This window comes from Mesorhizobium sp. P2_C4 (genome assembly GCF_056404575.1).
Genome location: NZ_JBFUDT010000013.1, coordinates 20,094 through 41,143, shown reverse-complemented (window position 1 = coordinate 41,143; position 21,050 = coordinate 20,094). Strand labels below are relative to the sequence as shown.

At 63.7% G+C, this 21,050-nt stretch carries 19 protein-coding genes; 10 read left to right on the top strand and 9 right to left on the bottom strand.

Annotated features, from left to right (window positions below; all coding sequences use genetic code 11):
- The first annotated feature begins 12 nt into the window (after window positions 1-12).
- Window positions 13-1,986 carry a glycoside hydrolase family 127 protein gene (locus AC1DX6_RS29855; protein WP_477320057.1) on the top strand — a complete coding sequence of 658 codons (1,974 nt, stop codon included), beginning with the start codon at window positions 13-15 and terminating at the stop codon, window positions 1,984-1,986.
- 5 nt (window positions 1,987-1,991) lie between these two features.
- Here AC1DX6_RS29855 and AC1DX6_RS29850 read toward each other — a convergent pair whose 3' ends face one another.
- Window positions 1,992-2,792 carry an endonuclease/exonuclease/phosphatase family protein gene (locus AC1DX6_RS29850; RefSeq protein ID WP_477320055.1) on the bottom strand — a complete coding sequence of 267 codons (801 nt, stop codon included), beginning with the start codon at window positions 2,790-2,792 and terminating at the stop codon, window positions 1,992-1,994.
- 35 nt (window positions 2,793-2,827) lie between these two features.
- Window positions 2,828-4,288 carry a phospholipase D-like domain-containing protein gene (locus AC1DX6_RS29845; RefSeq protein ID WP_477320053.1) on the bottom strand — a complete coding sequence of 487 codons (1,461 nt, stop codon included), beginning with the start codon at window positions 4,286-4,288 and terminating at the stop codon, window positions 2,828-2,830.
- A 167-nt stretch (window positions 4,289-4,455) separates the two neighbouring features.
- On the opposite strand from AC1DX6_RS29845, the gene AC1DX6_RS29840 reads away from it, so the two are divergent.
- From AC1DX6_RS29840 to AC1DX6_RS29810, 7 genes are all read left to right on the top strand, one after another.
- Window positions 4,456-5,589, top strand: a complete 1,134-nt coding sequence (locus tag AC1DX6_RS29840) for a transporter substrate-binding domain-containing protein (RefSeq protein ID WP_477320051.1) — start codon at window positions 4,456-4,458, stop codon at window positions 5,587-5,589.
- A complete protein-coding gene (locus AC1DX6_RS29835) occupies window positions 5,589-6,233 on the top strand; it encodes an ANTAR domain-containing response regulator (RefSeq protein ID WP_477320049.1) in 645 nt (214 codons plus the stop codon). Before AC1DX6_RS29840 ends, AC1DX6_RS29835 begins: the two co-directional genes overlap by 1 nt.
- 248 nt (window positions 6,234-6,481) lie before the next feature.
- Window positions 6,482-7,327, top strand: coding sequence for a nitrilase family protein (locus AC1DX6_RS29830; protein ID WP_477320047.1), 846 nt, complete (start codon window positions 6,482-6,484; stop codon window positions 7,325-7,327).
- 53 nt (window positions 7,328-7,380) lie between these two features.
- A complete protein-coding gene (locus tag AC1DX6_RS29825) occupies window positions 7,381-8,532 on the top strand; it encodes a substrate-binding protein (protein WP_477320045.1) in 1,152 nt (383 codons plus the stop codon).
- A 64-nt stretch (window positions 8,533-8,596) separates the two neighbouring features.
- Window positions 8,597-9,430, top strand: coding sequence for a branched-chain amino acid ABC transporter permease (locus AC1DX6_RS29820; RefSeq protein ID WP_477320043.1), 834 nt, complete (start codon window positions 8,597-8,599; stop codon window positions 9,428-9,430).
- Window positions 9,417-11,195: a branched-chain amino acid ABC transporter ATP-binding protein/permease gene (locus AC1DX6_RS29815; RefSeq protein ID WP_477320041.1), complete on the top strand. Its 1,779-nt coding sequence runs from the start codon at window positions 9,417-9,419 to the stop codon at window positions 11,193-11,195. The genes AC1DX6_RS29820 and AC1DX6_RS29815 overlap by 14 nt, the downstream gene beginning before the upstream one ends.
- Window positions 11,188-11,916, top strand: a complete 729-nt coding sequence (locus tag AC1DX6_RS29810) for an ABC transporter ATP-binding protein (protein ID WP_477320039.1) — start codon at window positions 11,188-11,190, stop codon at window positions 11,914-11,916. The genes AC1DX6_RS29815 and AC1DX6_RS29810 overlap by 8 nt, the downstream gene beginning before the upstream one ends.
- A 110-nt stretch (window positions 11,917-12,026) precedes the next feature.
- On the opposite strand, the gene AC1DX6_RS29805 is transcribed toward AC1DX6_RS29810, so the two are convergent.
- Both AC1DX6_RS29805 and AC1DX6_RS29800 read right to left on the bottom strand, forming a co-directional pair.
- Window positions 12,027-12,923 carry an MBL fold metallo-hydrolase gene (locus AC1DX6_RS29805; protein WP_477320037.1) on the bottom strand — a complete coding sequence of 299 codons (897 nt, stop codon included), beginning with the start codon at window positions 12,921-12,923 and terminating at the stop codon, window positions 12,027-12,029.
- 45 nt (window positions 12,924-12,968) lie between these two features.
- Window positions 12,969-13,628 (bottom strand): DsbA family protein, encoded by a 660-nt coding sequence (locus AC1DX6_RS29800; RefSeq protein ID WP_477320035.1) that lies wholly within the window; start codon window positions 13,626-13,628, stop codon window positions 12,969-12,971.
- Window positions 13,629-13,743: 115 nt separating this feature from the next.
- Here AC1DX6_RS29800 and AC1DX6_RS29795 point away from each other — a divergent pair, with 115 nt between their 5' ends.
- The gene (locus AC1DX6_RS29795; protein WP_477320033.1) at window positions 13,744-14,664 is read left to right on the top strand and encodes a LysR family transcriptional regulator; all 921 of its coding nucleotides are present in this window, start codon (window positions 13,744-13,746) and stop codon (window positions 14,662-14,664) included.
- 32 nt (window positions 14,665-14,696) lie between these two features.
- Here the strand turns inward: AC1DX6_RS29795 and efp are convergent, their stop codons facing one another.
- The gene (gene efp / locus AC1DX6_RS29790; protein WP_027038615.1) at window positions 14,697-15,266 is read right to left on the bottom strand and encodes an elongation factor P; all 570 of its coding nucleotides are present in this window, start codon (window positions 15,264-15,266) and stop codon (window positions 14,697-14,699) included.
- A 123-nt stretch (window positions 15,267-15,389) separates the two neighbouring features.
- On the opposite strand from efp, the gene epmA reads away from it, so the two are divergent.
- Window positions 15,390-16,430, top strand: a complete 1,041-nt coding sequence (gene epmA / locus AC1DX6_RS29785) for an EF-P lysine aminoacylase EpmA (RefSeq protein ID WP_477320031.1) — start codon at window positions 15,390-15,392, stop codon at window positions 16,428-16,430.
- 6 nt (window positions 16,431-16,436) lie between these two features.
- Here the strand turns inward: epmA and AC1DX6_RS29780 are convergent, their stop codons facing one another.
- The 4 genes from AC1DX6_RS29780 to AC1DX6_RS29765 are packed head-to-tail and all read right to left on the bottom strand — an operon-like array spanning window position 16,437 to window position 20,824.
- Entirely contained in the window at window positions 16,437-17,264 is an 828-nt protein-coding gene (locus AC1DX6_RS29780; RefSeq protein WP_477320029.1) for an ABC transporter permease, read from the bottom strand.
- Window positions 17,265-17,266: 2 nt separating this feature from the next.
- Window positions 17,267-18,547 (bottom strand): ABC transporter permease, encoded by a 1,281-nt coding sequence (locus AC1DX6_RS29775; protein ID WP_477320027.1) that lies wholly within the window; start codon window positions 18,545-18,547, stop codon window positions 17,267-17,269.
- Between the two features lie 7 nt (window positions 18,548-18,554).
- Window positions 18,555-19,607 carry an ABC transporter substrate-binding protein gene (locus AC1DX6_RS29770; RefSeq protein ID WP_477320025.1) on the bottom strand — a complete coding sequence of 351 codons (1,053 nt, stop codon included), beginning with the start codon at window positions 19,605-19,607 and terminating at the stop codon, window positions 18,555-18,557.
- Window positions 19,608-19,657: 50 nt separating this feature from the next.
- Window positions 19,658-20,824: an ABC transporter ATP-binding protein gene (locus AC1DX6_RS29765; RefSeq protein ID WP_477320023.1), complete on the bottom strand. Its 1,167-nt coding sequence runs from the start codon at window positions 20,822-20,824 to the stop codon at window positions 19,658-19,660.
- Window positions 20,825-21,050 lie beyond the last annotated feature (226 nt).

The window sequence follows — 21,050 nt, the reverse complement described above, 5'->3', positions numbered from 1 at the left end:
ACGGAGTGACCCATGACCGTCCAACCATCCGCCAAGCCCGGCAAGCCAAAACTCGCCTTCCGCCCGCTGCCGGTGCCGCAGGTCGACGTGCGCGGCTTCTGGGGCGACCGGGTCGATGCCGTGGCGTCACGCACCGCCGACATCCTTTACGAGCGCTGCGTCGAGGCGCGCATGCTGGAGCAGATCGACCCGGACCGGCCCTCGCCGGGCGTCGTCATCCCGTTCCATTCGCCGTCGCCCGACGAGGCGGCCAGCCCCGGCTTCACCGGCTCGACGGTGACGACGCAGATGTTCTGGGACTCCGATTGGGGCAAGACCATCGAGACCGCGGCCTATTCGCTCTACCGGCGCAAGAACGCGGCACTCGAGAAGAAGATCGACGCCGTCATCGACCTGTACGGCAGGCTGCAGCAGGAAGACGGTTATCTCTCCAGCTGGTACCAGCGCATCCAGCCCGGCAAGCGCTGGACCAATCTGCGCGATTGCCACGAGCTCTACTGCGCCGGCCATCTGATCGAAGGCGCGGTCGCCTACTACCAGGCCACGGGCAAGCGCAAGCTGCTCGACATTATGTGCCGCTATGTCGACCATATCGCCGACACGTTTGGTCCCGAGCCCGGCAAGAAGAAGGGCTATTGCGGCCATGAGGAGATCGAGCTGGCGCTGGTCAAGCTGGCGCGAGCGACGGGCGAGCAGAAATACATGAACCTCGCCAAATACTTCATCGACCAGCGCGGTCAGCAGCCTCACTACTTCGACGAGGAGGCGCGCGCCCGCGGTGCCGACCCGAAAGCCTACCATTTCAAGACTTATGAGTACAATCAGTCGCACCAGCCGGTGCGCGAGCAGGACAAGGTCGTCGGCCATGCGGTGCGGGCGATGTACCTGTTCTCAGGCATGGCCGATATCGCCACCGAATATGGCGACGATACGCTCAGGGCAGCGCTCGACCGTCTCTGGAACGATCTGACGACCAAGAACCTCTACATCACCGGGGGCATCGGGCCATCGGCGCACAATGAGGGCTTTACCAGCGACTACGACCTGCCCAATGAAACCGCCTATGCCGAGACCTGCGCCTCGGTCGGGCTGGTGTTCTGGGCAAGCCGCATGCTCGGCATGGGGCCCAATGCGCGTTACGCCGACATGATGGAGCGGGCGCTCTACAACGGTTCGATCTCAGGCCTGTCGCTCGATGGCTCGCTGTTCTTCTACGAAAACCCGCTGGAGAGCCGCGGAAAGCACAACCGCTGGAAATGGCATCGCTGCCCATGCTGCCCGCCCAATATCGGGCGCATGGTCGCCTCCATCGGCAGCTATTTCTACAGCTTGGCGGACGACGCCCTGGCGGTTCATCTCTATGGCGACTCGACCGCCCGCTTTGACATATCGAACCGGGCGGTCAGTCTGATCCAGAGCAGCAACTATCCCTGGGACGGCGCGGTCTCAATCCGGATCGAGACCGACGCACCGGTCGAGTTCACCTTGCACCTGCGCATTCCCTCCTGGTGCGGCAAGGCGGCGCTCAAGGTCAACGGCGTCGCGGTCGATGTGGAGGGCGCCACCAGCGACGGCTATGCCGCGATCCGGCGCGAGTGGCGCCAGGGCGACCGGGTGGAACTCGATCTGGAAATGTCGATCGCCCGGCTCTTCGCCAATCCGGAAGTGCGCCAGGACATCGGCCGCGTCGCACTTGCCCGCGGTCCGCTGATCTATTGCGTCGAGGAGACCGACAATGCCGGCCAGCTGCACCGCATCGCTCTGCCGCGCACCGCCAGGATCGAGGCGCACCCCGAACCGAACCTGCTCGGCGGCGTCGTCACACTTTCGGCCATTGCCAGTACGGAAGCCCAGGAAAACTGGGAAAGCGGGCTCTATCGCACCGATCCGCCTTCCCTGAGCGAGACCAAAATCACCGCCGTTCCGTACTTTGCCTGGGACAACCGCGAACCCGGCGAGATGCTGGTCTGGCTGCGGGACGGCTGAGGCAACTACAGGCGCAGGAAAGCTGTCAGCGGCAGGTGATCGGAGGCAACCCGCGACAGCGGCGTGTCATGGGCTTCCACTGTCGAGATCATGTCCTCCCGGTTGGCCATGATCCGGTCGAGCGCCAGCAGCGGAAGGCTCGACGGAAAGGTGGGAACCGCCGGCGGCGAGGACCCAAAAGTCGCATGCAGCGTCTTCAGCGCCGACCGGTTTCCGAGCCGCCATTCGTTCAGGTCGCCAAGCAGCAGCGTTGGCGTCTCGTCCGGGCGGTTCATGATGTCAAGCACGACGCGCGCCTGTTCGGAGCGCGACCGGCGCAGCAGGCCGAGATGCGCCGCGATGATGCGCAGCGTCCGCTTTTCGTCGAGATCGATCTCGGCAACCAGCGCCCCGCGCGGTTCGAGGCCGGGCAGCTTTATCTGGTGGATATCGCGAACCGTGCCGCGCTTGAACAGCAAGACGTTGCCGTGCCAGCCATGTCCCTTGCCGTTTCCCGATACCGGCACCGGCACCAGGCCCGTTTCCATTTCGAGCCGCGCAAGATCGAGAAGCCCGGAACGGTCGCCGAACCGGTTGTCCGCCTCCTGCAGCGCAATGACGTCAGGGCCGATTTCGCGGATGACGCGGACAATCCGGTCCGGGTCGAACTTCCTGTCGACGCCCACGCATTTGTGAACGTTGTAGGACGCGACCAATGTGCCTGCGGCCTCCGTCCGCTCATGCGGCGCGGACCCTGCCGCCCGGGCTCGTCTGCGGCGAATGGTTGAAAGCATGTTTGCCTGAAGGCTGCGTACGGTTCTCTGCATGTATCCGCTGCTTATGTCTTTCCGGATTTCAGCTTCTATAGATAGGGCGATCCCAGCCACAGCAATCGGTCGAAGACACGAATGACAAATGGCCGCGCTTTCAACGTATCGAGTGTCACGGGTATGGCGGCGGCGATTGCCGATCCGATGCGCGCTTCGATCTCGGCGGCAAAGCCTGCATCCAGAACCTCCATGTCGATTTCGAAATTCAGCCTGAGCGAGCGGGCATCGAGGTTGGAGGAGCCGACATAGGCCCAGACGCCATCGACCGACAACAGCTTCGAATGGTCGAACGCCCCGGTGTGGCGCCATACACGGCAATAGTGCTTCAGCACCTGGTCGAATTGCGCTGTCATCGCGCGGTCGACAAGGAAGAGATTGTTCACCGCCGGCACGACGATGTCGATCTCGACGCCGCGCCGGGCCGCCGTGGTCAGCGCGCTGATTAGCTCCCGATCCGGCAGGAAATAGGGCGACATGATGCGGATCGAATGGCGGGCGACCGAAAATGCCCCCATCAGCAGTTTGTGGTTGGTCTCGATGCTGGCATCCGGCCCCGACGCCACCGCGCGCACCAGCATCGGCTCACCGGCAGGCGGCGAGGGCTTGTCCACCTGCCAGTCGTCGCCCTTGAGGGCCTCGTTGCCGGCAAAGCGCCAATCCTCGGCGGCAACCGAAAACAGGTCGGCCACCACCGGTCCGGTCACCTGGAAATGCGTATCCACCGAGCTGGCGGAGCCTGCGAACGCGGCCGAAAATCCCTTTCGGATGTTCATTCCTCCGGTGAAGGCGACCGTGCCATCGACGATCAGGATCTTCCTGTGTGTTCTTAAGTTTGCATAGGGAAGACGCAGGCCCATGACGATGTTGCCATTGAACAGATCGACGGTGATATTTGCTTCTCTGAGATGCGCCAGGATGCTGGGGACGGAGTAGCGCACGCCTACCGCATCGATCAGCACGCGGACGCTGACACCCCGTTTGACCGCGCCGGCCAGCGACTCGACGAACAGCCGCCCGACCTCGTCATTGTCGAAGATGTAGGTCTCCAGAAAGATGCTGCGCTCTGCGCCGTCGATCGCCCGGCGCATCGCGGCATAGGCTTCGTCGCCGGTCTTCAGGATTGCAATGGCATTTCCCGATGTCAGGGCGCGCCGCGCCACCCTGTCGCCCAACGTCTTCAGGCCAGTGAACCGCAGGCCATAGCGCTCGGCAATCAGGTTTTCCGCGGCAATGTCGCCGTCGCGTCTTGCGGAAGCGGCCTCGCGGGCGAGCAGCCGCTGTGCGCTGATCGTTGCGCGCCGGATCCGGTTGATGCCGGCAACGGCGTAGATAATCGCGCCAACAAACGGCGACAGCAGCATGACGCCCACCCAGCCCGTGGCCGCGCGGACGTCCTCCTTCGTCATGATGGCGTGGACGATGCCGATGGTTGCCATCACCATCGGAATGATCATCAGGATCTGGGGCCAGTGAGTCGCTAGGGTCTGCAACATCGGCAGGACTATCCAGCGAGCGGCCGCAGAAGGCAATGCAGCTGATTTTGGAGCCGACCGGGCAATTGCAAGCGCGGACGCCGCCGGCTCGCTGGCGCGTGATGACGATTGCCATGACGCCCCGCGTGCAATAGGCCTTTGCCGGAAAAGCGCAGGGGAGGATTGCCGTGACCGGAACAGCCCAGACATGGCGTGTCGGCATCCTTTTTTCGCGCAGCGGCATCACCTCGGTCACCGAAAGCGAGCATTTCTACGGGACGGCGCTCGCCATTGAGGAGATCAATGCCGGCGGCGGCGTTCTGGGGCGACAGATCGAGCCCATAGCCTACGACCCGGGCAGCGACCATGAGGCGTTTCGGTCGCTGGCCCGCAAGCTTCTGACCGAGGACGATGTCAACGTCATCTTCGGCTGTTCGATGTCGGGCAGCCGCAAGGCCGTGCTGCCCATCGTCGAGCGCTACAATGGTTTGCTCTGGTATCCCTCGATCTACGAGGGTTTCGAATATTCCGAGAACGTCCTCTACACCGGCGCCACGCTCAACCAGAACACCTTCGCGCTCGCCGACTTCATCCTGCAGCGCTACGGGCCGCGCGTGTTCATGGCTGGGTCCGACTACATTTATCCGCATGAGTCCAACCGGGTGATGCGCGACCTCCTGGAATGCAAGGGCGGCACGATCGTCGAGGAACAATATGTGCCGCTCGATGCCGACGAACGCCGGATCCGCCGCTTGATGGCCGACATCGAGAAGGCCGCGCCGGACGCAGTGTTCTCGACGGTGATCGGGCGCAGCGCGCAAATCCTCTACCGGCTCTATGCCGAGGCCGGCATCGACCGGACAAAGCGGCCGATCGCCAGCCTGACGCTCGCCGAAGGCGAGATCAGGGTGATCGGCGCCGAGCACTGCACCGGCCATGTGCTGGCCGCGCCCTATCTTGCGAGTGTCGACAGCGATGAGAACCAGCGCTTTGTCGGGGACCTCGCCCGCCGCTTTGGCGACCGCACGACAGCAACCATGTGGTCGCAGACGGCGTATACGCAGGTGCATCTGTTCGCCCGCGCACTGGAAAAGGCGGGAACCCTCGACACATTCCGCCTCGGCCAGGCAGCGCTGGAAGTCGACTATGCGTCGCCCGAGGGACGGATGATGTTCGACCAGGAGAACCGTCACGTCTGGTCGACACCGCGCATCGGCATCGCCAACGCCAGCGGCCAGTTCGACATCGCCTGGCAATCGCAGGCGCCGATCCGGCCAGACCCTTATCTCGCCGCGACCCATTTTGAGGAGCCGTGGCTGTAATGACGGCGACGCTCAAACGCATCCTCAACGACCTGCGGCAAGCGAAGATCCTGGTCATCCATCCCAAGGACGAGGATGGCGCAGCCCTTGTCGATCACTTGCGGCGCCTCGGCTGCGAGGTTCGGGCCGCGTGGCCGCCACCGGCATCGATCCCCGGCGACATCGATACGGTGTTCGTGCAGGTGGGCGAAGCGCCGACAGACGCGATGGTGTCGCTAATCGAAGGCGCCAGCGCCGCCGTGGTCGCCATCGTCACCTATGAAAGCCCGACCTCGATCAAGGCGATCATCGACCTCAACGCCCATGGCGTCATCACCAAGCCGCTGCGGCAACTTGGCGTGCTGACGCAATTTGCACTGGCCCGCTATCGCTACGGCTATGAAGGACGGCTCGCCAACAAGGTACGCAAGCTCGAGGATACGCTGAAAGGTCGACGCACGATCGAGAAGGCGGTCAAGGTGCTGGTCGAGATGAACGGCGTCGACGAGGAGACCGCCTACAAATTGATCCGTGACCAGGCGACATCGAAGCGCGTCGCGCTGGTTTCGGTGGCCGATGGCATCCTCGCGGCGCAGGAAGCGATGCGGACTTTCGGCTTCGGGATTTCCGCGCAGGGCAATCAGAAACAGCCGAACGATCGATAGGTCGACAGCGGCAGACCACAGCAGATATCTTTCGTAACATACTGATTCTGATGATATAAAAGATGCCAAGCTCCATCATTCGCGGCTCACATCTTTGGCCCTTGACGTGATCTCCCGGCTGTGCAACTTCTTAAAGCACGAGCAGGTTTGCTCTTCGGCAGGAATGCCGTTTCACATTGATGGCTATGTAGCCCTTGGCTCGCGGATGACTTCCGCGCCCAGGGGTTTTTTGCGTTTGGAGACAGGCTTTGGCACTATTGGCGACAGCATCCACGGACCTCCGTCTGGCCTGCATCCAGTTCCAACCGGCGATCGGCCGCCTGGACAAGAATCTCGAATCGATGGAGCGGTTGATCCGCCAGGCCGCCGGTCGCGGCGCATCGGTGGTGGTGCTGCCGGAACTCGCCGACAGCGGCTACGTTTTCGACAGCCGGGAAGAGCTCGCCGAACTCGCAGCGCCCATCCCTGAGGGACGCAGTGGCGTGCTGCTGTGCTCGCTGGCCAGCGAACTCGGCCTCCACATCGTCAGCGGCCTTGCCGAGCGCGACGGCGACCGGTTCTTCAACGCCGCCATGCTGTGCGGGCCATCGGGTCCCATCGGCACCTATCGCAAGCTGCATTTGTGGAACCGCGAAAAACTCTACTTCCAGCCGGGCAATCTCGGCCTGCCGGTGTTCGACACCGCGATCGGCCGGATCGGCGTGGCGATCTGCTATGACGGCTGGTTCCCGGAGACCTATCGGCAGCTGGCGCTGAAGGGCGCCGAGCTGGTCTGCGTGCCGACCAACTGGGTGCCGATGCCCGCTCAGGGCGACCACCCGGAGCCGATGGCCAACATCCTGCACAAGGCGGCCGCCCACAGCAACGGCATCTACATCGCCTGCGCCGACCGTGTCGGCATCGAGCGGGGCCAGCCCTTTGTCGGCAGGAGCCTGATCGTCGGCCCGACCGGCTGGCCGATCGCCGGGCCGGCTAGCGAAGCCGACGAAGAGATCCTCATCGCCACGATCAACCTCGGCGAGGTCGCCAAGGCGCGGGCGTTGAGTGAGCGCAACGACGCCATCGGCGACCGCCGCAGTGACGTCTACGGATAACCAAGAAGAAGCCGGCACCACCCGGTAAGATCAACCAGAGAAAGGGGAATACCATGAAGAACAGAGCAGTGATCCTTGCATTCGCCAGCGCCGCCCTGACCAGCGCCGCCTTTGCCGCGGACGGTCCGATCAAGATCGGCATCCCGGTCGGCCTCTCCGGCGCCAACAGCGTCGTCGCGCCGTCGGTGGTGCAATCAGCGGAACTCGCGGTTGCCGAAATCAACGCCGCCGGTGGCGTGCTCGGACGCCAGCTTGCGCTGGAGATCGCCGACGATGCCTCGGGTGCGGCGGGGGCACAGAAGGCCTTCGATTCGCTGGTCTTCCAGAAGGAGGTCAACGCCGTCATCACCATGGAGACGAGCGCTGCCCGCAATGCCGGCCTGCCGATCATCTCGAAGGGCGACATCCCCTACATCTACACCTCGTTCTACGAGGGCAAATCCTGCAATCCCAATCTGTTCGTCAATGCCTGGGTGCCTGAGCAGCAGGTGCCGCCGATCGTCGACAATTTCATCAAGACGCAAGGCGCCAAGAAATTCTTCCTGATCGGCTCGGATTACGCGTTCGGCCGCGGCATGCTGGAATTCGCCAAGGCCTATATCGAGAAGTCGGGCGCCAGTGTCGTCGGCGAAGAATATCTGCCGATGGAAGGCAGCGACTGGACGGCGATCATCTCCAATCTGAAGAGCTCCGGCGCCGATGCGGTGATCACCTCGACCGCCGGCGGAGCACCCAATGTCACCTTGACCAAGCAGTTGCGGGGCGCTGGCGTCACCATCCCCTATGGCAACCTCGCCGTTGACGAAGGGACCGCCAAGAGCATGGGCGCGGATGCTGCCGGCATCTTCATTTCCGCGTCCTATGTGACCAGCATCGGCAGCGACGCCAACAAGAGCTTCCTTGCCGCCATCGAGAAGAAGTACGGCGCCGAGCTGCGCACCCCCAACGACCTCTCGGTACCTGAGTATGAAGGCATCTATCTGTACAAGGCCGCGGTCGAGAAAGCCGGGTCGACCGACACCGCGGCTGTGCTCGCGGCACTTGCCGAGGTATCCTTCGTCGGCCCGCGCGGCACGGTCTCGATGAGCAAGCAGCACCATGCTCCGCTGACCATGTATCTCGGCCAGGTGAAGGCGGATGGCTCGGTGACCGTCGTCGACAAATTCGAAGGCGTCGACCCCGGGCAACAGTGCCCGAATCTGTAATCGCGCCTCTGTTCGCAACGGGGCGGCCCTGTGCCGCCCCGTTCCACATCATCGGGGACCTGCCATGACGCTTCTCCTGGACATGGTGACGACGGCGGCGATCCTGTTCATCGTTGCCGCCGGCCTGCTTGCGATCTTCGGTGTGCTGAAGATCATCAATTTCGCCCACGGCGCCTGGCTGACAATCGGCGCCTATTGCGCGGTGGCGACGGCCGGCCTCGGGCTCAATCCCTGGGCAGCGCTGCCGATTGCCTTTGCCGTCGGCGCAATCCTTGGCGGCATCACCGAACTGGTGATCGTGCGGCCGCTTTATCGCCGGCCACTCGACGCGATCCTGGCGACCTGGGGGCTCGGCATCGTCATCGGCCAGCTGATCACGCTTTGGTTCGGGCGCGACGTGCAGTTCACTGCCAATCTGCTGTCGGGCACCGTCGATGTCTTCGGCGTCGGCTATTCGCTCTACCGGCTGTTCGCGGTCGCTGCCGCGCTGGTCATCGGGCTTGCCTTCACCTTCCTGCTCGAAGGCACGCGGCTCGGCCTGTCGGCGCAAGCGGTGATCATGAACGAGATGTTGGCGCGCGCACTCGGCATCGACACGGCGCGGGTGCGTCTGGCCACCTTCATGGTCGGCACCGGACTGGCGGCACTTGCCGGCGTGCTGCTGACGCCGCTGACCAGCGTCGATCCGAACATGGGCGTTGCCTGGCTGATCGGCTCGTTCATGTTGGTCATGGTCGCCGGATCGTCCTTCTCGACGCTGGCCATCGCCTGCCTCGTCTTCGGTGGCGCCCAGGTTCTGGTCAGCACCTTCGTCAGCCCCATTCTCGGCGGCATCACGGTGGCGGTCCTGTGCGCCCTGGTGTTGCGCATCAGCCCGAAGGGATTTGCCCGTGCCTGAAAACCGTTCCATCCCACCGAGGGTCTGGCTGTTTGCAGCCCTTGCGCTTGCGACCGCGGTCGTCGTCATCATCGGGCCTGCGCTGTTCGATCGCTTTACGCTCAACGTGCTGACCCGCTCGATGATCTACGCCATGTTGGCGGTGACCGTCGACATTCTGTGGGGCTATACCGGCATCCTGACCTTCGGCCAGGCGGCATTCTTCGGTACCGGCGCCTATGCCAGCGCCATGGTGCTGAGCCATCTCGGCTCGACGCCCGCCCTTCTGGCATTGGCGCTGGCCCTGGCGATCCTCGTGCCTGTGCTGCTTGGCGGTTTCGTCGGCTGGCTGTCGTTCGGCCATGGCTCGACACCGCTCTATGCGACGGTGATCTCGCTGGTGGTGCCGATCGTGGTGACGCAGCTGGTGTTTTCGGGCGGTGTGTGGACAGGATCGAGCAGCGGGCTGGTCGGCTACTCCGGCCTGCCGCTCGGCCTGCCGGGCTATTTCCGGCTGACCGGCATCTGCCTGATTGTCACCACTGTCGTCGCCCTGGTTTTCACCCGCTCCGATGCCGGCAAGCTGCTCATCGCCATTCGCGACAATGAAGCGCGCTGCGCCTATCTCGGCCTCGATCCGCAGCGCCTCAAGATCGTGCTCACGGCGCTGCTGGCCGGCGTCGCCGGCATTGCCGGCTTCCTCTATGCCAATGCGTCGGGCGTGGTGGCGCCGGAAAACACCGGTTTCGTCTTCGGCACCGAGATCGTCATCTGGACCGCGCTGGGCGGCCGCGGCACCATCATCGGGCCGGTCATGGGCGCGATCGGCATCGACTATCTCAGCGCCCAGCTGTCCGGCGATCTGCCCTTCCTGTGGAACCTGGTCGTCGGAACCCTGTTCGTGGTCATGATCATCCTGTTGCCGAACGGGCTGGCGCAGCTGGCCAGAATGGCCCTGCCGCGCCGCAATGCTCAGCAGGCCAACGCCGCCGGCAGCCCGGTCATCGCCGTCGAGACGGCCGGGACCGGCAGCGCCGGCGACAACCGCGTGCTCTCAGTCAGCGGCCTCGGCAAATCCTTCGGCAGCCTGCAGGTGCTGCAAGGCATAGACCTCGACGTGCGTCCCGGCGAACTGGTCAGCCTCGTCGGTCCCAATGGCGCCGGCAAGACGACGCTGATGCGGTGTCTCAGCGACGGCACCGAAGCCACCACCGGAAGCGTCAGCATCGCCGGCCAGGACATCGGTGGCATGACACCGGACGAAATCGTGGCGCTCGGCGTCGGCCGAAAATTCCAGGTGGCGAGCGTCTTCGACAGCCTGACCGTCGCCGACTGCCTGCGCATCGCACGCGCCTCCCGCCAGGCGCCGAGCCTGCTGCGCCGCTCCGCCACGCTTGGATTGCCGGCAGCGGCCGCCGACATCTTGCACTCCACCGGGCTCGATCGCATGCTCGGCCAGCCGGTGTCGCTCTTGTCGCATGGGCAGAAGCAGAGCCTCGAGCTCGCCATGGTCGTTGCGCTCGAGCCGAAACTCATCCTGCTTGACGAGCCGACGGCCGGGCTGACCAAGGTCGAGCGCACCACCATCGGCGCCACGCTGCAGAAACTGACCGGCGAGCTTGGCTTCGCCGCCATCCTGGTCGAGCACGATCTCGATTTCGTCCGCGACATCTCAACCAGGATCGTCGTTCTCCATCAGGGCAAGCTTGTCCTCGACGGCAGCGTCGCCGAGGTGGTCGATTCCGAAACGGTCAGGACGATCTATTCGGGAGCCGCCCATGCTTGAGACCAGAGAGGCCAGAACCACCGTGCCGAAACTCTCGCTGTCGAACGTTTCGAGCGGCTATGGGCCGGTCGCCGTCATCGAGGCGCTGTCGCTTTCCATCGCGCCCGGGCAGATTTTTGCGCTGATGGGCAAGAATGGCATGGGCAAGACCACGGTGCTCAAAACCATTCTCGGCTTCGTGGCGCTGCGTTCGGGCGACATCCGCCTCGATGGCGCGTCGATCTCCGGTGTTTCCCAGGCCTCGTTGATCGCATCGGGCGTCGGCTATGCGCCACAGGAGCAGGCCCTGTTCCAGGATCTCAGCGTGCGTGACAATCTGCGGCTCGCCCTGCGTTCGGATCGCGGCTTCGCGCAAGCGGTGGAGCGGGTCTACGGGCATTTTCCGTTCCTGCGGGAGCGCCTGTCGCAACGCGCCGGAACGCTGTCCGGCGGCGAGCAGAAGATGCTGATCCTCGGCCGTGCGCTGATGCTGCAGCCGAAGCTGCTTTTGATCGACGAGATTTCGGAGGGTCTGCAGCCCTCCGTCGTCGAACGTATCGCCACGGCTCTCAGGGAAGAACGCAGGGCCAACGGCACGACGATCCTGATCGTCGAGCAGAACCTGCCCTTCGCGCTCGGCATAGCCGACAGCTGGGCGGTGCTGAAGCTCGGCCGCGTCGACGATGCCGGCGAGGTGACGGAGGGAACGGCGGCCCGGGTGCTGCAGCACCTGAAAATCTAGGGCACCAAAGCGGAAACCAGCTTCAGCCGAGGCTCTCCGCACCGCGCGGATATTTGCCTCGGCTTAGCCATTGGTGCCTGCTGGCACGGATCAGTCCAGATTGGCGCCTATCAGCCCCACTTCATTTCGCCGGTGGCAACCTTGGAACCGATGTCGAGCGCGACCCCCATGCCGAGGCCGGGGAAGCGGGCTTCCATGGCGCTCTTGAGCGCGGCTGCGTCCTTGGCCTTGGCCAGCTCTTCCTCGAAAGCAATGAGGTAGGCCCTTGTGTGCTCGACGCCAGAGAGGTCGGCAGGAGATTGCGGTGTCATGTGGCCGGCAACCACGATCGCCGGCTTGCGTGCTGCGATTTTCTCGAGATTGGCAATCCATGCCGCACGCTGTTCCTTGGTCGGCGTGTCGGCGGTCCACACATGCACGCCCGCAAAGATCATCACGCCGCCGAACACCGCGTTCAGCGACGGCACGAACAGATAGCGCCGGTTGGCGAGGCCTTCGGCATTGACGATTTCAATGGTCTCGCCATCGACGCTGAGCGTCTTTTCGTCGAAGACCTCCGGGATGACGACATCGGCGAGCGTCTGCGGACCGTTCTCCTTGAGCTGCGGACCCCATACGGCGAGCTTCTTGTCGATGCTGCCTTTGATGGCGGCCACCGTCTCCGAGGCGGCGATCACGCGCGCGTCGGGGAAAGCCTCCTGGATAGGCTTGAGGCTGAAGTAATAGTCCGGGTCGGACTGGCTGACATAGATGGTGGTGAGCTTCTTGCCCGTCGCCTTGATCGCCTCGGCCAAAGCCTTGCCATCGGGAAATGTGAAGCCACCGTCGATCAGCACGGCTTCAGTGGCTCCGGAAATCAGCACCGGGGCGCGGAAGAAGCCGTTTTCCCCTGCGGGAAAATGCTTCCAGGAAAGTCCCGCGGCAGCATGGCCAAGTCCTGCGGGAGCAAAGACGGCAGCGGCGCCGGCGGCGAGGGTCGTTTTCATGATGGTTCTCCGTGTGAACATGACTGTCTCCTTGGTGGTGGTTGAGGATGCGAGTTCAGGGGCTGTCTAGCTGGTGGCCAGGCTCAGGCCCTTCAGCCTGCCGACGAGAGCGTCATGGCTGCCGTAAAGCGCATTGCCGGGCACAAGCCGGCGGCTCGCTCCGGCGCCCTCGATCAGGGCTGGCACACCATCGGCGCCAAAGTGGCGCATCTCGGCGCGCGCGGCCTCGATGCGCTGGCGATAGGCGGCAATCAGATCGTCATCGGACATTGTCAGGCGTTCGGCGGCCTTCGGCAGGCCCAGCGCGCGCAGAATATCGGAGAGGACGGAAATATCGGTGATGTCGCGGCCGTCGACATAGCGCGCCCGCTGAATGACTTTCAGCGCTTCGAACTCCCGGCCCGGCGCGGTGCCGGCGACAGCGGTGAGCGCCAGCGTCGCCGGGCCGGAGTCGAAAAGGCGCGTACGGTCGCCAAGCACGTCGTGCCGATAGGCTTCGCTGAAGGGCTGGCCGCTCAAGCGCGAAATGCGCTGGTCATTGGTCCAGGCATAGGTGGCAAATCCGTCGTCCATCGGCCGGGCGCCGGCGCCCGCGAAAAGACCTGTCGGCGCGAGTTCGATGACGAAATCCGGCCTGGCGACCAGTTTTTCGAGTGCCGCCGAGGCGCCGTAACACCAGCCGCAAAGCGGGTCGAAGAGATAGGTGATGTGTGTGGCTGCGGTCATATCCGGGGTCCTCTGGAACCAGATATGGCAGACGAAGATTGGTTGAAGAAGGTCGACAGATACGACAGAATGTATGCTATTATTTGACAATTAACGCGCGAGCTTTGATCGAACCATGAATCTCAATCGATTGGCCTATTTCGCCGCTGTCGTTGATACCGGATCGTTCACCCGTGCGGCGGAGCGGCTCGGCATCACCAAGGCCGTGGTGAGCCATCAGGTGGCGCAGCTTGAACGAGATGTCGGGGCAAGCCTTCTCGTCCGGACGACCCGACGCGTCCATCCGACCGAGGCAGGCATCATGTTTCACGCCCGTTGCGTGATGATTTTGCGCGAGGCGGAGGACGCCTTCGACGAACTTGCCCAGGCCGCCACCGAGCCGACCGGAACCCTACGGATAACCGCACCCAACGACTATGGCACCGCAGTCGTCGCTCCGGTCGTCGCCGCCTTTGCGGCGCGCTATCCCGCCTGCCGCGTTGAGCAGACGCTGAGCGACCACACGATCGATCTCACATCCGGCAAGATCGACATGGCGGTTCGCGTCGGCTGGCTCACGGATTCCACGCTCCAGGCGCGCAGGATCGGTTCCTTCCGGCAATTGTTGGTCGCAGCGCCTGAGTTTAGCGACCGGATCGCGGCGATCCTCGATCCGGACGATCTTGTGCAGCTGCCGTTCGTCGCCAACATGGCGCTGCGCGAACCGCTGCTGTGGCGATTTTCGCGCGGGGACTTCGAGCGGCGCGCGGTTCGCATGCAGGCGAGAATAGCCATCGACACCACGCCAGGGGTGCTCGAGGCGGTTCGAGCCGGGGGCGGTCTTGCGATCCTGCCGGATTTCTCGGTGGCCGACGAACTGGCATCGGGGCGGCTGATCCAAATCCTCAAGGAATGGTCGCTGCCCTCCGGAGGCATCCATACGGTCTATCCGGCGGCACGCTTCCGGCCGCGCAAGGTGACCGCCTTCGTCGAAATGCTCATCGCATCCGAGCAGCAGAAAGCTTCGGTCGCGCTAGATCAGGGACGGACGCCGTAAACAATTTTACGCGCGTCCGTAGCTCGATGTTCTCAGTCCTTGGCGCGCTCGACATAGGCGCCATCAGCCGTCATCACCACCACGCGCGTGCCCGGGGCGATGTGCGGCGGCACCAGCGTGCGCACGCCGTTGGACAGCACGGCCGGCTTGTAGGACGACGAGGCCGTCTGGCCCTTGGTCGTCGGCTCGGTCTCGACCACTTCGAAGGTAGCGCGCTGCGGCAGCACCAATGAAATGGCAATGCCATTGAACTGTGACACCTGCACGGCCATGCCCTCCAGCAGGTAAGGCGCCATATCGCCGACCACGGCTTCCGACACCGCCACCTGGTCGTAGCTTTCCGGGTTCATGAAATGAAAACCTTCGCCATCGCGATAGAGGAAGGTGTGCTCGCGTTCTTCGACATAGGCACGCTCGACCTGTTCGGTGGTGCGGTAGCGTTCCGAAACCTTCACCCCGTCGCCGATGCGGCGCATGTCGAGCTGCGTCACCGGCGTGCCCTTGCCTGGGTGGATGTTTTCGGCAAAGAGGATCACATAAAGCTTGCCGTCCTTGTCGACGACATTGCCCTTGCGGAGCGAACTGGCGATGACTTTCACCACGGTTTTCAATCCTGCTAAAGTTTGTTGGCCTGAAACATTTGTTCGGCGCAATTCGGCTGCGGAAGCCGTCGCCCTAGCGCATCTTGGCCGCATCCGCCAGTCCTCCGTGCAAATCCGCTGCTCATGACCGCCGCTTCGCCCTGGTGGACGCCGCATGTTCATGCCGACCGCCGGCCGCGGCTGATCCTGCGCAACGCCATAACGACCACCATGCGCGACTGGTTTGCCCGTCGCGATTTCATCGAGGTCGAGACATCGGCGCTGCAAGTCTCGCCCGGCAACGAGGCGCATCTGTCGGCTTTTGCCACCGAGGCGATCGGTGCGGATGGGCTGTGCCAGCCGCTCTACCTCCACACCTCGCCGGAATTCGCCTGCAAGAAGCTGCTTGCCGCTGGCGAGCGGCGCATCTTCAGCCTGGGCGCGGTCTATCGCAACCGCGAGCGCGGGCCGTTGCATCATCCCGAATTCACCATGCTCGAATGGTACCGGGTCGGCGAAACCTATGAGAGCCTGATGCGCGACTGCGCCGAACTGCTGGCGCTGGCAGCCGAGCGGGCAGGCGCCAAACGTTTCAGTTTTCGCGGTCGCGAGGCCGATCCGTTTGCCGAGCCGGAACGGCTGAGCGTCGCCGACGCGTTCATGCGCCATGCCGGCATCGACCTTTTGGCCACCGTTGCCACGGACGGCAGCACCGACCGTGCGGCGCTGCACAGTGCTTTGACCAAGGCCGGTCTGCGCACGGCGCCGGACGACAACTGGGCCGACCTGTTCAGCCGGGTGATGGTGGAGAAGGTCGAGCCTCTGCTGGGGCAGGGGCGTGCCACCATCCTTTACGGCTATCCGATCTCGGAAGCCGCCCTTGCAAGGCCGAGCGCCGATGATCCCAGGGTTGCCGAGCGCTTCGAGCTCTACTGCTGCGGCGTCGAACTGGCCAACGCCTTCGGTGAACTGACCGATGCGTCCGAGCAGCGCCGGCGCTTTGCCGCCGAGATGGACGAGAAGGAGCGCGTCTATGGCGAGCGCTATCCCCTCGACGAGGATTTTCTCGACGCGCTGACCATCATGCCGCAGGCCAGCGGTTCAGCACTTGGTTTCGACCGGCTGGTGATGCTGGCGACCGGCGCGCAAAAAATCGAGGACGTGATCTGGACGCCGGTGGCTTGAGGGGCGCTAGGCGTTCGCGCCCGGCCGCCTTTGGCTGCGCCGCGCCAGAAGGTTGGCCACGATCAGAAGCACAATCGAAAGGCCCATCATCAGCGTTGCGGCGGCGGTGATTGCGGGCGAGAGTTTTTCGCGCAGGCCGATGAACATTTCGAGCGGCATGGTGCGCTGGTTGGCGCTGGCCAGGAACTGCACGACGACGACCTCGTCGAATGAGGTGACGAAGGCAAAAGCTGCCCCCGACAGCACGCCGGGCAGGATCAGCGGCAGCATCACCCGGAAGAACGATGTCACCGGCCTGGCCCCGGAGATGGCGGCGGCGCGCATCAGATTGCGGTCGAAGCCGGTCAGGCTGGCGCCGACGGTGACGACGACGAAGGGACTGGCCAGTGCGGTATGCGCCAGGATGATGCCGGCATAGGTGCTGGCGAGACCGACGCGGGCGTAGAACAGATACGAGCCGACGGCGGTGATCACCACAGGCACGATCAGCGGCGACAGAAGCAGCGGCATGACGATGCGGCGGCCCGGGAATTTGTCGTCGGCTAGTGCGATTGCCGTCAGCGTGCCCAGCGTCGTTGCGATCAGCGTCGTGCCGAAGGCGATGATCAGGCTGTTGCCGATCGCCGCCTGCCAGCGCTGGGTGCCGAGCACGAATTCGTACCAGCGCGTCGAAATCCCCTCCAACGGAAAGATGAAGAAGGTGCCGCTGTTGAACGACAAGGGAACGGGAATAAGGATCGGCACGACCAGGAACAGGATCACCAGGGCGCACCACAACCAGAGCAGCCCGATGCGGATGCGTTCACCAACGGTGGGGTAGGGCGACAGCAACATGGCTACACCAGCTTCAGACGATCAAGGCCGAGGATGCGGGCAAAGATGCCGAACAGCGCCAGCGTGAAGACGAGCAGAATGAAGCTGAGCGCCGCCGCCATCTCCCAGTTCAGTTCGACATTGACGTAGTTGGCGATGAAATTGCTGATCAGCTGGTCGCTGGCGCCGCCGATCAGTGCCGGAGTGATGTAGTAGCCGAGGCACAGGATGAAGGTCAGCAGGCAGCCTGCCATGACGCCGGGAAAGACCTGTGGGAGATAGACGCGGCGGAACGCGATGAAGGGTTTTGCACCGAGCGAATAGGCCGCCTTCATCTGCGACGGTTGGATGGTGCGCATGACGCTGTAGATTGGCAGCAGCGTGAACGGCAGCTGGATATGCGTCATGGCGATGATCAGGCCAATGCGGCTGTACATCAGGTCGAGCCGGTCATTGGCGACGCCGAGCCACAGCAGCAAGTCGTTGACCAGCCCGAATTTCTGTAAAAGCACCGTCCAGGCGGCGGTGCGCACCAGGATCGACGTCCAGAACGGCAACAGCACCGCGACGATAAGGATGGCGGCGAGGCCTTTTGGAACGCTGGCGATGAGATAGGCCAGCGGAAAGCTCAGGATCAGCGTCGCCAGCGTCACCGCGGCGGCAACGAAGAATGTGCGCATGAACACCTGCAGGAAGATCGCCTGTTCGGGCGGCACGCGCTCGATGCCGCCGTCGGCATTCCAGCGCAGGTCGAGAGCGCTGAGCAGGTAGAACGAGGTCACGCTGTGGGTGCCGCTGGCGATGGCAGGCCAGGTGCCGGGCGCCGACCAGAACGGCACGGATTTCATGATTTCCAGCGGCGGTTTGTCGCCGGCGCCTTCGAGCTGGCGCACGGTTTTCAGCACCTGGCTGCGCGCGCCGGGCAGGCGGGCGTTGAGGCTCTTGGCCAGTTCGTAGGCGGTCCCCTTGGCCTGGTTGTCCCGGAGGTCGGCAGCCAGCGCCACGAAGGCGGCATCGTCGGGCAGGCCCTGGCCGCTCCAGCTGCTCAGCGCCTGGCAGGTCTGCGGCAGGGCGTTGGCGATGGTCGGGTCGTAGACGGCACGCGAAAGCAGCAGAACGATCGGAATGCCAAAACTCAGCGCCAAAAGCACTAGCAGCGGTGCCGCCAGCGCCAGCGCGCGCAGCCGGTCGCCGAAATCGGCGCGCCGCAGCGCCGCCGACACCGATTTGAGGTCGGCGTCGGCGGTTGACCGGCCGCGGGCCAGCACTGGCCGGTCGAGTTCGCTGGGCGGGAGCGCCGACATCCTCGTCCTACTGCGCGAGCCAGGCGTTGAAGCGCTTGACCAGGTCATCGCCATAGTCGCCCCAGAACTCGGTGTCGGCGACCAGATAGGCGCCGCTCAGATGATCCGGCGCATTCGGCAACTTCGGCAAGGCGTCCGCCGCGACGAAGGAAGCCGCATCGGTGCGCACCGGCCCATAGGTGATGTAGCTGGCGAGCTTGGCGTTGTTTTCCGGCGTGCTGATATAGGCCAGGTATTTGTAGGCGAGGTCCGGGTTCTTGGCGCCCTTCGGAATGGCGATCATGTCATATTCGAGGATCTGGTTGTTCCAGACGATCTTGAACGGCTTCTTGTCGGTGTCGATGGCATTCTGGATGCGGCCGTTCCAGGCCGTCGTCATCACCACTTCCTGCGAGGCCAGAAGCTGCGCCGGCTGCGCGCCGGCATCCCACCAGACAATGTCCTTCTTGATCGTATCGAGCTTCTTGAAGGCGCGGTCGACGCCTTCCGGCGTGCCCAGCACCTTGTAGACATCGGCAGGCACGACGCCATCGGCCATCAGCGCCCATTCCAGATTCTGCGCCGGGAATTTGCGCATCGCGCGCTTGCCCGGGAATTTCGTCGTGTCGAACAGATCGAGCACCGAGGTCGGCGCTTCCTTCAACACCGTCGGGTCATAGGCGAGGATATCGCCGTAAGCATCGAGCCCGACTCCACAATCGAGCGCCGAACCTTCGATGAACTTTTCACGCGGCGCGATCTTGGAATAGTCGAGCCGCTCGAGGATGCCGGCGTCGCAGCCCTGCAGCACGGTTGCGGTCTCCACAGTCACCAGGTCGATCGGCACATTGCCGGTATCGACCATGGCTTTGACCTTGCCGAGATCGCCAAGATATTCCTGTTCGAGGATCTTGGCGCCGGTCTCCTTGCTGAACGGCTCGAACCACGCCTTGCGCTGCGCGTCCTGCCAGGCGCCGCCACTGGCCATGATCGACAGTTCCTCGGCAAACGCCGCCTGTCCGATGGTGGTGAAGGCAGTGGCCGCCGCGAAAGCGAAAAGCCGGGCTTTGGTGATTTTCATTTTTTCTTACTCCCCTGTTTGAAGATTGGCCTGTTTTGAGATTGGCTTGTTTAGAGATTGGGCTGTTTGGAACCGCCCGTTCCGGCTTCAGCCGGAAAGGCGCGGCAATCACTGGCGGCGCAGGAAACCGTCACCGGTTCGCCGTTCGCTATGGTCGCTTCTGGGCCGACCTTGACTGTCAGCACCTGCTGATTTGGCAGCCTGGCCAGCAGCCGCTGATGGTCGCCGAGATAGATGCGGCCATCGACCGTGGCGGCGACCGCGTTTTCGCCTTTCGAACCGGCAGCGAGCCGCAGCCGCTCGGGCCGGATGGCAACGTGGCAGGCTGCACCTTGCGCGACGCCGATGGCCAGCGCTGTGACTTCGCCGCCGCCATTCAGGCGCACAAGGCATTCGCCGCCGGAAATGCGCTCGACCTTGCCTTCCAGCGTGTTGTTCTCGCCGATGAAACTGGCGACGAAAGAACTCTTCGGCGTGTTGTAGAGATCGTCGGGCGAGCCGAGCTGGGCGATGCCGCCATTGTTGAAGACGGCGACGCGGTCCGACATCGTCAACGCCTCGCTCTGGTCGTGCGTGACATAGACGATGGTGACGCCAAGCATTGTGTGCAGCTGCTTGATCTCGAGCTGCATATGCTCGCGCAGCTTCTTGTCGAGCGCGCCCAGCGGTTCGTCCATCAGCACCAGGCTGGGCTCGAACACCAGCGCGCGTGCCAGCGCCACGCGCTGCTGCTGGCCACCGGAAAGCTGAGCCGGCCGCCGGTCGCCGAACTGCTTGAGCCGCACCATGTCCAGCGCGCGGCTGACGCGCGATGCGATATCGGCCTTGCTGATCTGGCGCACAGAAAGCGGGAAGGCGACGTTTTCCGCGACTGTCATGTGCGGAAACAGCGCGTAGTTCTGGAACACCATGCCGATGTTGCGTTCGTAGGGCGGCAGCCGGTCGACCGAACGCCCTTCGAGCGTGATGACGCCGTTGGTAGGCCGCTCGAAACCGGCAAGCATGTTGAGCGTCGTCGTCTTGCCTGAGCCGGAAGGGCCGAGAAGGGTGAGGAACTCGCCGCGGGCAACGCTGAGGTTCAGCCGCGTCACCGCGAAGGCACGGCCATCATAGGATTTCTCGACATCGACGAATTCGACGAACCCCTGGCGGCCGGCATCTGTGCCTTCGGCCTGACCAGCGCTTTTGGCTGATGCGGTTGCCGCTTTGGCGATCACCGGGGGGACTCCGTTGTGCGACCGCAGGGGCCGCTTGTCGAAAAGAGCTGTTGCTTGCCGTGCATGTCCGGGTCTCGCATGACGCTGGCCGCACAAGGCGGCAATCCAAACTTGTATGCTCACACAATCGATGGCTAATGAACCATAGATGCAGACAACTTTGTCCGTCAAGCCGATTTTTTAACGATTGTGTGAGATTTTGGCAGCCATATTTTGAATTGCATGT

Bases quoted from the DNA above. Each gene is read 5' to 3' on its own strand.
- AC1DX6_RS29805 (WP_477320037.1), bottom strand. From the start codon at position 12,923: ATGTTCACACGGAGAACCATCATGAAAACGACCCTCGCCGCCGGCGCC.
- epmA (WP_477320031.1), top strand. From the start codon at position 15,390: ATGACCGCCGCTTCGCCCTGGTGGACGCCGCATGTTCATGCCGACCGC.
- AC1DX6_RS29850 (WP_477320055.1), bottom strand. From the start codon at position 2,792: ATGCAGAGAACCGTACGCAGCCTTCAGGCAAACATGCTTTCAACCATT.
- AC1DX6_RS29825 (WP_477320045.1), top strand. From the start codon at position 7,381: ATGAAGAACAGAGCAGTGATCCTTGCATTCGCCAGCGCCGCCCTGACC.
- AC1DX6_RS29810 (WP_477320039.1), top strand. From the start codon at position 11,188: ATGCTTGAGACCAGAGAGGCCAGAACCACCGTGCCGAAACTCTCGCTG.
- AC1DX6_RS29780 (WP_477320029.1), bottom strand. From the start codon at position 17,264: ATGTTGCTGTCGCCCTACCCCACCGTTGGTGAACGCATCCGCATCGGG.
- AC1DX6_RS29795 (WP_477320033.1), top strand. From the start codon at position 13,744: ATGAATCTCAATCGATTGGCCTATTTCGCCGCTGTCGTTGATACCGGA.
- AC1DX6_RS29770 (WP_477320025.1), bottom strand. From the start codon at position 19,607: ATGAAAATCACCAAAGCCCGGCTTTTCGCTTTCGCGGCGGCCACTGCC.
- AC1DX6_RS29845 (WP_477320053.1), bottom strand. From the start codon at position 4,288: ATGTTGCAGACCCTAGCGACTCACTGGCCCCAGATCCTGATGATCATT.
- AC1DX6_RS29800 (WP_477320035.1), bottom strand. From the start codon at position 13,628: ATGACCGCAGCCACACACATCACCTATCTCTTCGACCCGCTTTGCGGC.
- AC1DX6_RS29835 (WP_477320049.1), top strand. From the start codon at position 5,589: ATGACGGCGACGCTCAAACGCATCCTCAACGACCTGCGGCAAGCGAAG.
- AC1DX6_RS29775 (WP_477320027.1), bottom strand. From the start codon at position 18,547: ATGTCGGCGCTCCCGCCCAGCGAACTCGACCGGCCAGTGCTGGCCCGC.
- AC1DX6_RS29855 (WP_477320057.1), top strand. From the start codon at position 13: ATGACCGTCCAACCATCCGCCAAGCCCGGCAAGCCAAAACTCGCCTTC.
- AC1DX6_RS29820 (WP_477320043.1), top strand. From the start codon at position 8,597: ATGACGCTTCTCCTGGACATGGTGACGACGGCGGCGATCCTGTTCATC.